Genomic DNA, 13,874 nt, shown 5'->3' with positions numbered 1-13,874 from the left:
ATATTCTATTTTGTTGACTACCATCCTTGTTGAATCTCAATGGCCTCGTCGAATTGTGAAAACTCAATTGTGAATTTATTTCGATAGATTGCAACGACTTCGCGGATGATATATGCGCGCGGAGAACTGGCGATTACACCCTATTTAAGTGGTTGAAGAAACAGACCGCATTGTCTGCCACGGAATATTGGTTTCAATGTTCCCGGAAGGGGGCGACTGCGCGGAAGCACAGGGGAAGTGAAAAATCTTAATGAAGACGATGTTGAAAATTGATCGTCTCCATCGTTGCAATTCGGCAGATTCCATCCTGGGTATGTGACGTATCGACATCATTCACCAGAACCTGATTTTACATATGAAACAAATCAATTTTTCCGTTCAGCCGATTTCGGACAATTGCCGCCGACTCGCCGAACGTGCCGAACACATTGTTCTCGGCGTGAGCCCGATGAATAGCTACTACAATCCTCAACGGGTCGAACAACTCGTGCACTGGGCCTGCGCGCATTTCGGGCGTGTCGACGTCATGACGGCCGGATACGAAGCGGCGCATACCCTTGTCGCGGCGGGGATCGCCCCCCCTGATGCCGTAAGACGCGTTCAGAGAGCTGTCAGGAAATTACGGTATGCCGCAATAACGGCATTCCGTGAATGCGGCATAGATAATCCAGAAGATTACGTGTGCTCATGGACGGAATATGAAAATCGCCCACGTTATCGGGATCTGAAAGCTTATGCGTATTCGATGTATCAGCACGACTTGTCATGGAGACAGGCATGCCAGGACTTAGCCCGCGCCGCGGTAAGTTCTATAGCGAAATGCGAACCCTCTCCGACTGCCATAGAGGCCGCCGTGAGCTATCCACTGGCCGAAATTCCAATTCTCCTCGATAGCCCTGCCGTTTTCGGCGTCGAACACTCGGTTTTTGCATATCATCGTCCGTTCGATATCAGCTATTTTCTATTGCAAGGCCGTTGTTCACGTAATCAGGGATTCATCGTGCTTTCCCAGGATGCTTTTCACGACTGGCTGCCTGAAAACCATATTCAATATGGTGGCGACGGGTTCGCGGATCATGCGGGCGAGGAGGCTCGAAATGCAGGCTAATATCGGTGAATCCGAACGGATTTCTTATCCCTTTACACCGGGCAGCATGGGAAAACCCCCCGAAATTATCGCCTGGGCGAGAAAGAATCGGCCGGTTTGCCCAATTCGGCTGCCGAGCGGCTGTCACGCATGGATGCTCACCCGAAAAGATGACATTCATATGTTATTGACTGATCGTCGTTTCTCACGCGACCTGACTTATCCGGGTGGTCCGCGCTTCGTGGGAGAGGATTTCAATGCCTTACCCGGTGGCCTGTTCAATCTGGATCCGCCAGATCACACACGCGTGAAGCAGGTCATTTATCGCTTCTATACGCGCGAGGCGGTCGCTCGGCTCGAAGACCCGATCACGCTTATCGCTGAAAAATTCCTGGATGCGATCGGGAGCGGCCCTAATCCGACGGACCTGATACCGCACTACGCGGCGCCATTGCCGCTGGAGGTGAGTAGCTTCATCCTTCGCGTACCGGCGGAACTGAGGAGCGATTACGCAAAATTCTTCAAGGCGCAAACCAATTTCGTGGCAACGCCGGAAGAGGTAGCCACCGGCATAGCGGCGATCGTCGCGTTTTGCCGTGACGTTATTCGTTCCAGGAGTGAACACGGCGATCGGGAGGACCCAATCGCGGCATTGATCGACGCGCATCGGTCCGGCTCGATCAGCGAAGATGAACTCGTGAGCACGGTTGCCTATCTTTTCATTACTGGCAGCGATCCGCTGGTCTCACCGCTCGGCACGGGCGTTTTCACCCTCCTTGCGCACCCTCAGGAATTGCGCCGTTGCCTTCAGGATCCGTTGCTGTGGCCCAAGGCGGTGGAGGAGGTGCTTCGATACCACCATAACGGCGTGCTTGGGATGCCGCGTGTCGCACTGGAAGACCTGGTACTCCATGATGTGACGATCAGAAAAGGCGATGCCGTTTGCGCGACGATGCTCGGCGCGACGTGGGACCCCAAATACTACGACTCACCTGAAAAATTCCGGATTCTGCGCAAAACGGATGGTACGGCGACTTTTGGCGCGGGTCCTCATTTTTGCCTGGGTGCGACCCTGACACGCCAGTTTCTGCTCATTGCCTATCGGAAATTATTCGAACGTTTCCCGAGTCTGGCGATGGCGGTGTCGCCTGAGCAGGTGCCGTGGGAACAGGACATCATTTTTACGAAACCGGCATGTCTTCCGGTCGTATGGTGAGTTCAACGGAAGCCCGGAGCGGCGTCAAAAGGTGAAGCCCGACAATCGGCCGGCGAACGATCACGCCTTGCGCATGGATGCTCACACGAGAGGAACATATGGACAGTCAGTTTGACGATCTGGCTATTGCCTACGAAGAGAGCCTGGACTCGATGCCGTTTCGCAAGCATATCGAGTTGAACAGTTTCCTGTCGGTCGTGGGCGACGTGCACGGGCTGCGCGTGCTCGATTTAGGCTGTGGCAGCGGACTCTATACCAGGGAGTTGAAGCGGCGTGGTGCGGCGAAAGTGACTGGCGCCGACATTTCGGTTGGAATGATGGATTACGCCGCTCGCCGCGAAGCTCGCGAAAATCTGGGGGTCGACTACCTTGTCCATGACGCGATGAGTTCGTCGGCCGACGAGAACCGGTCGTTAATCGGGCAGTTCGATCTGGTCGTCTCGGTGTACGTGCTCCCCTACGCGAATACCGAGGCTCGACTTGCCTCATTGTGCATGACCGCACGCAAAGCGCTGTCTTCCCCAGGTCAGCGCTTCGTCGCATTCACGCTGAATCCGGATTTCTGTCCCGACGCCCACTGGTATAGCCACTATGGTTTCAGCCTGTCGCAAACCGATAACCGCAGGCGAGATGGCGCAATCGTTCATCTGACCGCCGAGGTAGGCGAACACGCAGTGAGTGTGGATGCATTCTACTGGTCAAAGTCCGCGCACGAGCGCGCGCTGAGCAGCGCGGGATTCGATAACGCTCAATGGATCAAACCCTGGTTGTCCGATGAAGGGAAAGAGTTGTTGGAGCCGTCATACTGGTCCAACTATCTGACATCTCCGCACGCGATCATCATCGATGCGATGTCGTCGTGAACGGCAGGAAACGGTCAACGCTATCGGCATTTCCGGAACGGGATGCATCGGCTATAGCCAGGGACGGATTCATGCAGGACAGCGGAGATCATCATGAACTTCGAAACATGCGACCTTCCGCCGGGGCCGTCAGCACCCGGTGTCATGCAGATGGGTAAATTGTTGCGCGATCCCCATGGATACTTCTCGAGTTGCTATCGGCTATACGGGAATACATTCACCTTGCGTTTGCCCGGGCGGCCACCGACCGTCATCACGAGTGATAGTGGCGTGATCCAATCATTGAGCGGATCAGGTTATGACGGTCCTGGAAGGCATGTCGACGAGTTTCGCTACCTCGTGGGCAACAATTCGGTGCTGTTCGCTCACGGTGAGCCGCACCGGCTCCTGCGCAAGGCGATCACACCGCCTTTTCACGGTGACCGGATTCGCGGCTATGCGCCGGAGATGCTCCGGATCACCGACGCCCATATCGAATTATGGAAGACTGGCGATCAGCGCCAGATGACCAGGGAGTCGCGAAAAATCACGCTCGACTTCATCGTGCGGCTCGTTCTCGGCATCGACGACAGCGCCCGGCTGGAACGATTCAGCGCCGCGTATCTCGGGTATATGAACTATATGACGAAGCCGCTTGTTTTCGGCCTGTCGGCGTACATAGGCGCCCAGCAAGTCTATGACTATGTGCGTGGGTGTCCGGCGCGGAAAAATCCGTATCCCATGGATATTCTGTTTCGTCGCGCGGCTCGCAATTTCCGTGTGGTCGACGAGATGCTGCAGGAGGAGATTCACAAATGCAGAACCTGGACCGCGGCGAGCGGACCAGCCCGAACCGATATTCTCGCCATGCTGACAACCGTGCGTCTCGAAGACGGAGCGGCGATGTCCGACGCCGTGCTGCGAGACCAGCTTCTGACGCTTCTGATTGGTGGTTACGAAAGTTCGGCGAACACTTTTTCCTGGGCACTCTATTGCTTGCTCCGGCATCCAGACGCACTCGCCCGAGTGCAGAAGGAGGTTGACACGGTCATGGGTAAGCAATTTCAACCGGAGAAGGTCAAGGAACTTGAATACGTCGACGCAGTGATGAGCGAGTCGATGCGACTATTTCCCGTGGCGCTATATCTACCGAGGCTCCTGAAAGAGTCTATGACGGTGGGCTCCTACACTTTGCCTGCCGGCATTGTATTGGGGCCGAGCATGTTTCTCGTTCATAGAGACCCTGCGATATGGGAGCGGCCGCATGAATTTCTCCCGGAGCGATTCATCGGGGGCAAACAGCAAGTCCGGCAATTCTTCCCGTTCGGCTTAGGTGTGTGGCGGTGCCTGGGTGCGCCTTTTGCGGAACTTCAGCAGAGAATCATGCTTGCCCGTCTAGTCAGTCGTTTCGACTTGCGACTATTGAAGCCGGATAGGATCCGGCCTGTGCATGTCGGTGTCATGGTGGGCCCAACGCGTGGGCTACCCATTCAGATCGACAGTATTCGCGCCTAGATACTCCTGTGTCACCAGACAATCTGGAGTAGAGCGGCAATTCCCCAGTTCAGCGTTGCGATCGAATCAGGTACGTGGCGCCGCTTCACGGCCTGGATCCGCTGAGCTTCGCCAGTACCCCGGTTCGGCGGATCATCGTGCCCGCATGGCGAAGTACGGCCTCACGCATACGGCGCTCGACGAACCGTTCGCCATTCAGAGCGTTTCGAGCAGACAGGCCAGTTCTTCAGGATGAGACACCATCGCGTGATGGCCGGCCGGGAACTCGATCCAGTTCCATCGCGTATCGGCACGAAGCTGGTTCTGACGCACGATGAGGTGCGGATGCGGGAACGCGGTGCACCGGATATAGGTACGAGCAAGCGCTTCCCAACTGCTTCTGTCGTATTCGAGCGGGGTGGCATACGTAGCCAATGGATGCGGCGTCAAGCGCCTCATGACCCACTCGGCCGCTGCGCCCGCAATGCCCCAATGAGCCGGCGCCCCGGCAGGCGGCATCAGGACGTCGATGCCATCCAGCCTGAGCGCCGAGCGTCGCCGGCGCTCCTGTTCCTCGGGCGAGAGCGGGCTGAGGGCGGACTCCCCGACCTCGGGCACGCCCGCATCCAGATACACGAGTGAGCGGATACGCGCGGGCAGCCGGGCAGCGGCGCCCGTGATGGGAATGCCGCCGAAGCTATGCCCCACGAGCACCACGTCGTGAAGTTCCTCGCACTCGATGGTATTGACGATGTCGTCGACATAGACGTCGATATGCGTGGCGGCGGCCGCGAGGTGGCGACGCTCACCCAATCCCGTTTGTGTGAGCGCGAATACCCTGTGCCGCTTCCTCGTGAGCGCCGTGACGACACGCGACCAGCACCATCCACCGTGCCAGGACCCGGGAACGAGAACGAACGTTTTCGGCTGGCCGTCGAGGCGGAAAGCAGGAATCATCGTATCGTTATCCGAAATATGCGCGATAAACGCACGATAGGTGCGCGCGCAAAAACCCCCGTTACTCCCATTACTCCCGTTACATCAATGCGATTCGACAGCCGGCGCGCGTTGCCGGAAGAGTCGCCCCGCGCCGCTGACAAGCGGATCGACGTTCGCCAGTTGCACGACATCCCAGAAGCCCGCGGGAGAACTGGAGACGACCGGCACGCCGAACTGCGCTTCCAGTGCCTCGATGATTCCAAGGGTCTTCAGGCCGCCGCACGAAATCAGAATGGCCTGTGCCGTTGGGTCTTTCGCGAAGGCGTCGCGCGCGATAGCCATCAGGGTGTCGCCTGTGACCTCGCCGACGCCGATCACATCGGTCATCCCCAGCCCGCTGATCGATCTGACTTCGAAACCCTCCGCCAGCAGGAAATCCCGCAGCCGCGCGTTGACGTCGTCGGTGTACGCGGTAGCCACGGCGATGCGCCGCGCGCCCACGTTGCGCAGGCCCCGGACGACAGCCTGGCTCATCGTCGTGGCGGGGAGGCCGGTCGCGGTGGTCATCGCGCGGACGAGTTCGCGGTTGAAGTTGGCGCCGCGGTAAAAACTGAGGGACGTGCCCATCAGCGAGATGACCTGGGCTCCGGCATCCGCCAGCTCGATGGCCCTTGCCGTGACCGTGTCGATCACCGAATCGTAGCCGGCCGTGGAAATGGCGGGCAGCGCGAGTCCGCGAGCGATGAAGCGCGCGCGATGCGGGTACAGCTTTGCCGCGTCGCTGGGCACCTCGCCCGAGGCAGGGGGGACGATCAGGCCGATCAGGGGAGCGGTGGAGTCAGGTGAGGTCATGAGTGGATTCGAGGTTGTCGGGGTCAATGGACGTAATGGGCGAACGGACAGAAAGGTTCGGCCTTCACGGCTCGAGCAGCGCATCGGGAATGCGCGTGACGAATTCGGCAAACTCCTGCCCGCCGATCGCAATGTGATCGATCATGGCCTGCGATGCGGCCTGGGCGTCGCAGATAAGCACGGCGTCGACGATACGCCCGTGGTCCGCCCACGATTTCGCGAGCCGCTGCGGCATCCGGAAGTGGTCCTGACGATAGGCCCGGGTCCGCTTGCGGATCATCAGGATCTGTTCTTCCAGATAGCGATTGAGCGAGGCCTCATACAGCAGCCCGTGGAAGCTCGCGTTGGCTTTCTCGTAGCTTTCCGGATCGTACGTGTCCACGAAGACACGGCTCTCCTCATGAAGCTGCTTGAGCCGCTGGCGCTGGGGGAGATCCATGCGCCGTGCGGCGAGCTTGGCACAGGCGCCTTCGAGTTCGGCGAGCAGCTCGAACATCGCGAGCAGTTCCTTGATCGACATGCGCGCGACGTAGATTCCCGAGCGCGGCACGATTTTCACGAGACCTTGCGCTGACAACTGCAGGATCGCCTCGCGCACGGGGGTGCGCGAAACGCCGAAGTGCTTTGCGAGCGCGGCATCGTCGAGCGCATCGCCGGGCAGGTAGGTGCCGGCGTTGATGGCCTCCTCGATCTGCGATTTGATCTGCTCGGTGGTGCTGACGGCGAGTTCTGGCTTCGACATGTGGACGGCAGGTGTGCGGTTGTCATGAACGCATCCATCATAGATTGTGAATATCAAATCGGCAATTTGAAATTTATACTGGCTAAGTAAAAATATCAGTTTACATATCTGATATTCATATCTACGCTGAGATCCGACCGTGTGCCGAGCCTCCGCCAGGAGGCGCACACTGCCCCGGCCCTCGAAATCCACGGGTGAAGCGGCGCCGGCAACCATCGAAGACGGCGGCGTCCCCATGCGCCAGCCGATCAGGAGACAAGCTCATGGCGAGTTACACCGGAACGGCGGACTCCGCGAGTCCTTCGCCAGGACGGGCGGACGGCGCTGCGTGCATCGGCGAGGCGAGCGTGAGCGCGAGCGGTGCCACCGTCGACATCGGTTCCATACTGGACGACGGCGCATTCACGGGAGTGCAGGGTGTCGTGGTGCTGCTCGCGGCGTTGTCGATTCTCGTCGACGGCTTCGACGGCCAGCTGATCGGCTACGTCATTCCCGTGCTGATCAAGGAATGGGGCATCACGCGCAACGCTTTCGCGCCGGTCGTGGCAGCGGGCCTCGCCGGGATGGCTTTCGGCAGCATCGGCGCAGGTCTCGTGGCCGATCGGCTCGGGCGGCGCTGGGCCATCATCGGCAGCGTGCTGTTGTTCGGCGTCGCGACGTTTTCGATTGGATTTGCGCCGAACATCTGGATGATCGCGCTGCTGCGCTTCATCGCGGGCCTCGGCATCGGCGGCGTGCTGCCCACGTCGACCACGCTCACCGCGGAATACACGCCTGCGCGCTTCAGGACCATGGCCGTGACGGTGACGATCGTCTGCGTGCCGCTAGGCGGCATGCTGGCGGGGGTCCTGGCGGCGCACGTGTTGCCGGTCTACGGCTGGCGCGGCTTGTTCATGATCGGCGGCACCGTCACGTTCGCGCTGGCGCTCGCACTGTGCGCCGGCTTGCGGGAATCTCCGCGCTTTCTGGCGCGCCGAACGCATCGCTGGCCCGAACTCGCGCGGTTGTTGCGCGCGATCTCGCGCCCCGTCGAGGCTGACGCGACATTCGTCGATGCGCGCGAGCAAGGCCACGAAAAGCATGCCGGTTTCACCGCACTCTTCAAGGACCAGCGGGCGAACGACACGATCGCCATCTGGATTGCCAACTTCATGGGTCTGCTCGCGGTCTACAGCGCATTCAGCTGGCTACCGGCGATGCTGACGGGGCAAGGCTTGCCGGTCGCGATTTCGGGCCGGGGGCTGATGGCATACAACCTCGGCGGCGTCATCGGCGCGTTGGTCTGCGCGGTGGCGATCTCACGTTTCGGTTCGCGCTGGCCGCTCGTCGTGTGCAGCGTGGGCGGCGCGTTGAGCGCCTGGGCCCTGATCGGTGTCGATCCGTTGCGCAGCGCGAATCTGCTGGTGCTGGGGCTGGGTTTGCATGGACTTTTCGTCAATGCCGTGATCTCGACTTCGTTCGCGCTGTGCGCCTACGTGTACCCGACCAAGGTGCGGGCAACGGGCACGGCGGCGGCGAATTCATTTGGCCGCATGGGCGCCATTCTCAGCTCGTTCGCCGGCGCGGCGGTGATTACGATGGGCGGCGCGTCGAGCTATCTATGGATGCTTGGCGCCGCGATGGCCGCGGTGACGGTGGCGTTGGCCCTCGTGCGGCGGCACATCCCGAGGCCGGGCAGGCAGTGACGGAACGGGCCACTAGCGGTTCGCCGACGACAGTTCCATGCGCTTGCGCTGCAGAAACCGGCGCACGGCCGGATCGCGCTCGAGGCCGATCGCGAGATCGTACGCGTTGAGCGCCTCGGCCGCCGCGCCGGCACGCGCGAGCAGATCGGCGCGCGCGGCCCAGTACGGCTGGTAGTCGGCGAGCCGCGGATCGTCCGCATAGGGAGCGAGCGCGTCGAGCGCCGCCTGCGGGCCGTCGCGTTCCGCCAGCGCGAGCGCGCGGTTCACCGCGACTACCGGCGACGCTGCAATCGCGAGCAGCGCATCGTAGAGCTGTACGATCTCGTCCCAGTTCGAGCGATGCGTGCGGCAGCGGTGCACGTGCGCCGACTGCAGCGCGGCCTCGAGCTGAAAACGTCCGATTGCGTTGAAGGCGTTCGCGCGTCGCAGCAGTGCGTCGGCGGCGTCGATCATCGGCGCGTTCCATGTCGCCGGATCCTGGGCCGATAACGGCACGTAGTCGCCGGCCGCATCGCGTCGCGCATCGCGCCGCGCCTGCGCATACAGCATCAGCGCGAGCAGACCGAGCGTCTCGGGCTCTTCGGGTAACAGCTCGGCGAGCAGGTGGGCGAGAAACAGCGCCTCGCCGGCGAGATCGCGCCGCCCGCTATCGCCGCCGACCGGGTCGCTCCAGCCTTCCGCATACGTCGCGTAGACCGCTTCCAGCACCGCGGCGAGCCGGCCGGGCAACTCTTCGCGCTCGGGCACGCTGAACGGAATGCCCGCTTCGCGGATCTTGTGCTTCGCTCGCGCGAGGCGCTTGCTCATGGCGGCGGGCGAGGTCAGGAACGCGGACGCGATCGTCTTCGCTTCGAGCCCCAGCACCACCTGCAGCATCAGCGGCGTGCGAATCGCGGCCTCGAGCGCGGGGTGCGTGCAGGCGAACAGCAGCGCAAGCCGCCGGTCGGGCAATACGTCGGCTTCATGCTCGTCGATCTCGTCGGCGAGGATCGCGAGCTGGTTGCTCACCTCGTCGCCGACACGCCGGTGGCGCGCGCCGTCGATCGCCCGGCGGCGCGCAACCGTCATGAGCCACGCTTCGGGATTCGCGGGGCAGCCGCGCGCCGGCCAGTCCGCGAGCGCGGCCGCGAACGCGTCGGCCAGCGCGTCTTCGGCCGCGGCGATATCGCGCGTACGCATCGCCAGCAGCGCGACGAGCTTGCCGTAACTGCGGCGGGCGACCGCCTCGGCAATCGAATGCGCGGCGCCGTCCGCGTCACCCTCAGGGCCGGCGCCGCCGGACGGGCTCATGCAGCAGACGGTGCGTCGTAAGGAGCAGTCCACACCGGGCGCACTTCCATGACACCGTGTGCCGCGCCGGGACAACGCGACGCCCACGAGATCGCCGCGTCCAGGTTGGGCACGTCGATCAGGTAGTAGCCAGCGAGTTGCTCCTTCGAATCGGAAAAGGGGCCGTCGAGCACCTGCGGCTTGTTGTCGACAAGCCGCACCGTGGTAGCGGTGTTCGAATGTTGCAGCCGGTTGGCGCCTAGCAGCGCCTCTGTTTTTTTCAACGATTCGGTGTACGCCTGATACGCGGCGACGCCTTGCTGCCGCTCGCTATCGGTCATCTGGCTCCAACGGTTTTCTTCCGAATAGATCATCAACAGGTATTGCATGTGAGCCTCCATCATGGGTTGAGGCGGGGGAACCGACATCGGGCGATATCGGGCGACATCAGTCGATATCGGGCCGCCATGACAATGACGCTCGGGCCGCATGCCGATGGACAGGTTACGTCGAAAAAAATCGCCGACCATGCATCCGTCTCATGCGCTCGCCCTCGTCGATGACCGTGTGCGCGCTCACGTCGGGCGAGCCCGCCATCGCGGCGCGGCCGCGGATCGCGCCACCGCCTCGCTGTATGTCTCGCTGTATGTTATTCCCATATGGATCACACGCACGTCGCCGCACGAGGCCTGATCCGGCGAGCTTCCGTTGAAATCCCGGGCTCGCCGCAGGCGTCGATGTCGCGCACGGAATGCCGCGCGAAGGCTCTCATGCGCGCTTGCGTTATCGCGGTTGTTGCGGTTATCGCGCGAGTGTCCGACCGGTTACGTTCGGACACACTTCGTTGCGAATCAGGATGCGCCTGCCATCTACAATCAATGCAGGGAGAAAATCATGATCAGACTTTTGTGTGTCATTGCCCTCGCGGCCGGTCTGTCAGGATGCATCGTCGCTCCACCGTATGGCTATGCACCCGCGCCGGTCTATGGGTACGGCTATGCGCCTGCGTACTACGCAGCGCCTGCCGTCGATGTCGGCATCGGTTTTGGCGGTTACTACGGGCGCGGCTGGCGAAGATAGCTTCGTTGCGGCCCGGTTCCGTCGACGAACGTGTCGTTCGAGCCGAATTCGGGCCCGGCAGTTTTCAAGCCGGCGCCAACCCTTTGACCCGACCCTTGTTGACCATCGTTATCCTGCGAGCGAGTTGTCCAAAGGACTCTGGCCGTAGCATGGAGCGGCTTTTCTTGTAGGGAAGAATCAGTGTGATGAAAAAGACGAGAATTTCGATCATCGTGTGCATGCTGGCCGTGCTCAGTCCGCTTGCTCATGCGAGCCTGGCAACGGGCGCTCATGAGTTCAAGAGCGACGTCAAGACGGCCGGAAAGAAAACCGGGCATGCCGTGAGCGATGCCGTGCACGCGGTCGGCCGTGGTGCGAAGAGTGCGGGTCATTCCGTTGCCGATGCAACAAAACACGGCTATCACGCGACGAAAAAATTCGTGACGGGGCATGCATAAAGCCTGCGTTGCGGCCATGGCCGCCAGCGGTCTTTAACTGCGGTCTTTAACCGTGTCTCCAACTGCCGTGCAATCAGGGAGCCGCCGCCGCGTCATGCGAGATTGGACGCGCGGCGGTTGACATGCCGGGCGCTTGCGCGTGCAAGCGCCCGGTTTGCCATGTGCAATCCAGACAACGCGATCAGACGTTCAGAAGCGCCCGTTCAGATCGGTGCCCGGCGCGAACGAAACACCTCTCAGCACTTCCGCATACCCCGCACTGCGCAGCGTGACGAACTTCTCCTGCGCTGCACCGGCAGCCGCCGTATTCTTGACGATGTCCCGAATCGCTACGACCTTGTTCGGATCGGCGCCTACATCCCCATTGCCGCTGATCGTCGACGTGACTGCCCAGATCGTCGCGGTGCCGTCGCTGTCGACATGGCCGGTCAGGTTGCGCAGTCCATCGGTAGCGGGTGCCCACGGCAGTCCCGTCGCCGTATTGGAACCCGTCGGATAGCCGGGTATGGTGTACTGCGTGCCGAGGTTCAAACCCGTCTGCAACGTATAGGCGAGCGTCCACGTTTTCGTGCCGGTGTTGTATGTCCATTTCTGCAGACCGGCTTGCGGCTGCGCGGCGGCATGGGTGTAGAGGTCGGCGCCGCCCGTATAGCCATCGCCTTCGTCGGCCACGTACAGCGTATTCGCGTCGGCGAACCAGAGGCCGAACGGATAGGAGAGCGTGGTCGCCGACTTGTTCGGCGTCGACGGGAAGCCGGCCAGAATGCACATGTTGTTCGGCAGGCCGCTGGTTTGCAGCGTCGCGGCGTTGTAGGCAAGCGGTGTGGTCGGCAACGTTGCTTTCGGCGACGGCACGCCGACGCCGTTGGGACATGCGCTACCCGTGGTATCGACGAAGTAGACGGTATTCACGCCGTTGCTGCCGCTTCCCTTCGTGAAGTACAGCACGTTATTGAAGACGGTCATGCCGCGGAAGTTATCGTCCTTGCCGATCTTGTCGGCTTTCGCGCCGAGTTGCGTGACCGAGAAACTCGCGAGCGGCGCCGGCGTCCCCGGATTCTGCTGGGCTTCGTGGTGCGTCGACGCATCGATGAATTGCGCGCCTGCGCCAAGAATGACGCCATCCGGTTGCGGGTTCGCGCCGTTGCCGGCATTGCCCGACGTGTAGACGATATCGTGACCGTTGCTGTTGTTGAGAATCGCCGAGCGGCCGTTGTTGCCGCTATACGCATTGGTTTCGGTGAAGCGGAAGTGGCCGTTGCGATCGACACGGGCAACCGCGCGATAGAAGTTCTGGCCGACGGGGTTCGTCGGATCGACCGCACCCGGCGTGTTCGAGTTGGAAGCGTCGAGCGTGTTCACGGGCGCGACGTATCCCATGAACGTCAGATACTGGCCGTCCGTCGACAGATGCAGCGCGAGTTCCGATTTCGAGCTGAAGCTCGTCACCAGCTGGTCGTGTGCAAAGCTCTTCTGCAGGCTGTTCGGTACTTCGAGCGTGCTCACGAGTGTGCCGCCCGGCGTGATCTGGTCGAGAAAGATCCGCGACGTGATGCCGAAGCTGGCGTCGTAGCCATCGTTATTCCACACGTACGGGTACGTGCCGTCGGCGGGCGCCCCCGTTGAAGCGCTGCACCCGCCTTGAGTACTGGCGCAATTGGGCGGCAGGATGCTGCCCACCTGCACGTTGCTCGAGACGTTGTCGTAGACACTGCGGCTTATAACGAGCAGGCCGGGCTTGAAATGGCCGTTGTTGTCCTGATCGTGACCGGAGGAGTCTGCGTGAGCGCTGGCACTAGCGAGTGTAAAGAGAACGAAGGATGTGCAGCCGGCGGACATCAGGGTACGAACCATCGGGCGAAGATTTCTTCTTTGCATGTGTGTCTCCGTAGGGGATCGGACGGGATCTTCTTTAGCGGAACTGCGGGGTAGAACCGGCTAATCCTAGGGGCACTTGATGACCGGCTGATTGCACCAAACTTTCTCGAAGCCAACAACCGGTCTGAAATTCCGTTCGATATTCCGTTTGATATTTTTCGCGGCACTGCCATGCGCGATGTCACGACCGAGGTTTACCCGCTCATTGGCTAAGGCAGGTCGTCGGGATCTCCCGCGTTCTCATATCCATGGCCCGGCGTGGATTAGAGCGGAGGCGATGGCGGGTAGACGGCTCGGCGCCCTTGACGCGCATCGGAAACGCGGGCGGACGTTCGCCGCTTTCGATAAGCAGT

13 protein-coding genes are annotated in these 13,874 nt (G+C 61.2%); 7 read left to right on the top strand and 6 right to left on the bottom strand.

Translation table 11 applies throughout. From position 1 onward, the window contains the following. Positions 1–355: 355 nt before the first annotated feature. The 4 genes from B9Z01_RS00655 (at position 356) to B9Z01_RS00640 (ending at position 4,660) form a co-directional block, all read left to right on the top strand. Positions 356–1,108 carry a tRNA-dependent cyclodipeptide synthase gene (locus B9Z01_RS00655; protein ID WP_085480341.1) on the top strand — a complete coding sequence of 251 codons (753 nt, stop codon included), beginning with the start codon at positions 356–358 and terminating at the stop codon, positions 1,106–1,108. Continuing rightward, positions 1,098–2,303, top strand: coding sequence for a cytochrome P450 (locus B9Z01_RS00650; protein WP_167387411.1), 1,206 nt, complete (start codon positions 1,098–1,100; stop codon positions 2,301–2,303). The genes B9Z01_RS00655 and B9Z01_RS00650 overlap by 11 nt, the downstream gene beginning before the upstream one ends. Positions 2,304–2,401: 98 nt before the next feature. Then, positions 2,402–3,166: a class I SAM-dependent methyltransferase gene (locus B9Z01_RS00645; RefSeq protein WP_167387410.1), complete on the top strand. Its 765-nt coding sequence runs from the start codon at positions 2,402–2,404 to the stop codon at positions 3,164–3,166. A 93-nt stretch (positions 3,167–3,259) separates the two neighbouring features. Next, positions 3,260–4,660: a cytochrome P450 gene (locus B9Z01_RS00640; protein ID WP_085480338.1), complete on the top strand. Its 1,401-nt coding sequence runs from the start codon at positions 3,260–3,262 to the stop codon at positions 4,658–4,660. Positions 4,661–4,855: 195 nt separating this feature from the next. On the opposite strand, the gene B9Z01_RS00635 is transcribed toward B9Z01_RS00640, so the two are convergent. From B9Z01_RS00635 to B9Z01_RS00625, 3 genes are all read right to left on the bottom strand, one after another. Continuing rightward, on the bottom strand, positions 4,856–5,596 hold the full coding sequence (locus tag B9Z01_RS00635; protein WP_085480337.1) for an alpha/beta fold hydrolase: 741 nt from the start codon (positions 5,594–5,596) through the stop codon (positions 4,856–4,858). 84 nt (positions 5,597–5,680) lie between these two features. After that, the gene (locus B9Z01_RS00630; RefSeq protein ID WP_085480336.1) at positions 5,681–6,430 is read right to left on the bottom strand and encodes an arylmalonate decarboxylase; all 750 of its coding nucleotides are present in this window, start codon (positions 6,428–6,430) and stop codon (positions 5,681–5,683) included. A gap of 64 nt (positions 6,431–6,494) precedes the next feature. Next, positions 6,495–7,409, bottom strand: a complete 915-nt coding sequence (locus B9Z01_RS00625; RefSeq protein ID WP_085480335.1) for a GntR family transcriptional regulator — start codon at positions 7,407–7,409, stop codon at positions 6,495–6,497. Positions 7,410–7,435: 26 nt separating this feature from the next. Between B9Z01_RS00625 and B9Z01_RS00620 the strand changes: the two genes are divergently transcribed. After that, the gene (locus tag B9Z01_RS00620) at positions 7,436–8,857 is read left to right on the top strand and encodes an MFS transporter (RefSeq protein ID WP_085480334.1); all 1,422 of its coding nucleotides are present in this window, start codon (positions 7,436–7,438) and stop codon (positions 8,855–8,857) included. 12 nt (positions 8,858–8,869) lie between these two features. Here the strand turns inward: B9Z01_RS00620 and B9Z01_RS00615 are convergent, their stop codons facing one another. Further along, complete coding sequence (locus tag B9Z01_RS00615) at positions 8,870–10,147, bottom strand: RNA polymerase sigma factor (RefSeq protein ID WP_085480333.1); 1,278 nt, start codon at positions 10,145–10,147, stop codon at positions 8,870–8,872. Continuing rightward, on the bottom strand, positions 10,144–10,515 hold the full coding sequence (locus tag B9Z01_RS00610; RefSeq protein WP_085480332.1) for a YciI family protein: 372 nt from the start codon (positions 10,513–10,515) through the stop codon (positions 10,144–10,146). The genes B9Z01_RS00615 and B9Z01_RS00610 overlap by 4 nt, the downstream gene beginning before the upstream one ends. 505 nt (positions 10,516–11,020) lie before the next feature. Here B9Z01_RS00610 and B9Z01_RS00605 point away from each other — a divergent pair. Together B9Z01_RS00605 and B9Z01_RS00600 are read left to right on the top strand one after the other, a co-directional pair. Continuing rightward, positions 11,021–11,206 (top strand): hypothetical protein, encoded by a 186-nt coding sequence (locus B9Z01_RS00605; RefSeq protein WP_085480331.1) that lies wholly within the window; start codon positions 11,021–11,023, stop codon positions 11,204–11,206. 185 nt (positions 11,207–11,391) lie between these two features. After that, positions 11,392–11,643: a hypothetical protein gene (locus tag B9Z01_RS00600; protein WP_085480330.1), complete on the top strand. Its 252-nt coding sequence runs from the start codon at positions 11,392–11,394 to the stop codon at positions 11,641–11,643. A 189-nt stretch (positions 11,644–11,832) separates the two neighbouring features. On the opposite strand, the gene B9Z01_RS00595 is transcribed toward B9Z01_RS00600, so the two are convergent. Then, positions 11,833–13,521 carry a hypothetical protein gene (locus B9Z01_RS00595; RefSeq protein ID WP_085480329.1) on the bottom strand — a complete coding sequence of 563 codons (1,689 nt, stop codon included), beginning with the start codon at positions 13,519–13,521 and terminating at the stop codon, positions 11,833–11,835. Positions 13,522–13,874 lie beyond the last annotated feature (353 nt).

Source organism: Paraburkholderia susongensis, assembly GCF_900177725.1.
GTDB classification, from domain to species: Bacteria; Pseudomonadota; Gammaproteobacteria; order Burkholderiales; family Burkholderiaceae; genus Paraburkholderia; species Paraburkholderia susongensis.
This window is presented reverse-complemented; position numbering and strand designations above follow the sequence as displayed.

What these genes read in the sequence shown, in the direction of transcription:
- B9Z01_RS00595 (WP_085480329.1), bottom strand. Translation starts at nt 13,521, where the DNA reads ATGCAAAGAAGAAATCTTCGCCCGATGGTTCGTACCCTGATGTCCGCC.
- B9Z01_RS00610 (WP_085480332.1), bottom strand. Translation starts at nt 10,515, where the DNA reads ATGCAATACCTGTTGATGATCTATTCGGAAGAAAACCGTTGGAGCCAG.
- B9Z01_RS00600 (WP_085480330.1), top strand. Translation starts at nt 11,392, where the DNA reads ATGAAAAAGACGAGAATTTCGATCATCGTGTGCATGCTGGCCGTGCTC.
- B9Z01_RS00630 (WP_085480336.1), bottom strand. Translation starts at nt 6,430, where the DNA reads ATGACCTCACCTGACTCCACCGCTCCCCTGATCGGCCTGATCGTCCCC.
- B9Z01_RS00625 (WP_085480335.1), bottom strand. Translation starts at nt 7,409, where the DNA reads ATGGGGACGCCGCCGTCTTCGATGGTTGCCGGCGCCGCTTCACCCGTG.
- B9Z01_RS00640 (WP_085480338.1), top strand. Translation starts at nt 3,260, where the DNA reads ATGAACTTCGAAACATGCGACCTTCCGCCGGGGCCGTCAGCACCCGGT.
- B9Z01_RS00645 (WP_167387410.1), top strand. Translation starts at nt 2,402, where the DNA reads ATGGACAGTCAGTTTGACGATCTGGCTATTGCCTACGAAGAGAGCCTG.
- B9Z01_RS00635 (WP_085480337.1), bottom strand. Translation starts at nt 5,596, where the DNA reads ATGATTCCTGCTTTCCGCCTCGACGGCCAGCCGAAAACGTTCGTTCTC.
- B9Z01_RS00650 (WP_167387411.1), top strand. Translation starts at nt 1,098, where the DNA reads ATGCAGGCTAATATCGGTGAATCCGAACGGATTTCTTATCCCTTTACA.
- B9Z01_RS00615 (WP_085480333.1), bottom strand. Translation starts at nt 10,147, where the DNA reads ATGAGCCCGTCCGGCGGCGCCGGCCCTGAGGGTGACGCGGACGGCGCC.
- B9Z01_RS00620 (WP_085480334.1), top strand. Translation starts at nt 7,436, where the DNA reads ATGGCGAGTTACACCGGAACGGCGGACTCCGCGAGTCCTTCGCCAGGA.
- B9Z01_RS00605 (WP_085480331.1), top strand. Translation starts at nt 11,021, where the DNA reads ATGATCAGACTTTTGTGTGTCATTGCCCTCGCGGCCGGTCTGTCAGGA.
- B9Z01_RS00655 (WP_085480341.1), top strand. Translation starts at nt 356, where the DNA reads ATGAAACAAATCAATTTTTCCGTTCAGCCGATTTCGGACAATTGCCGC.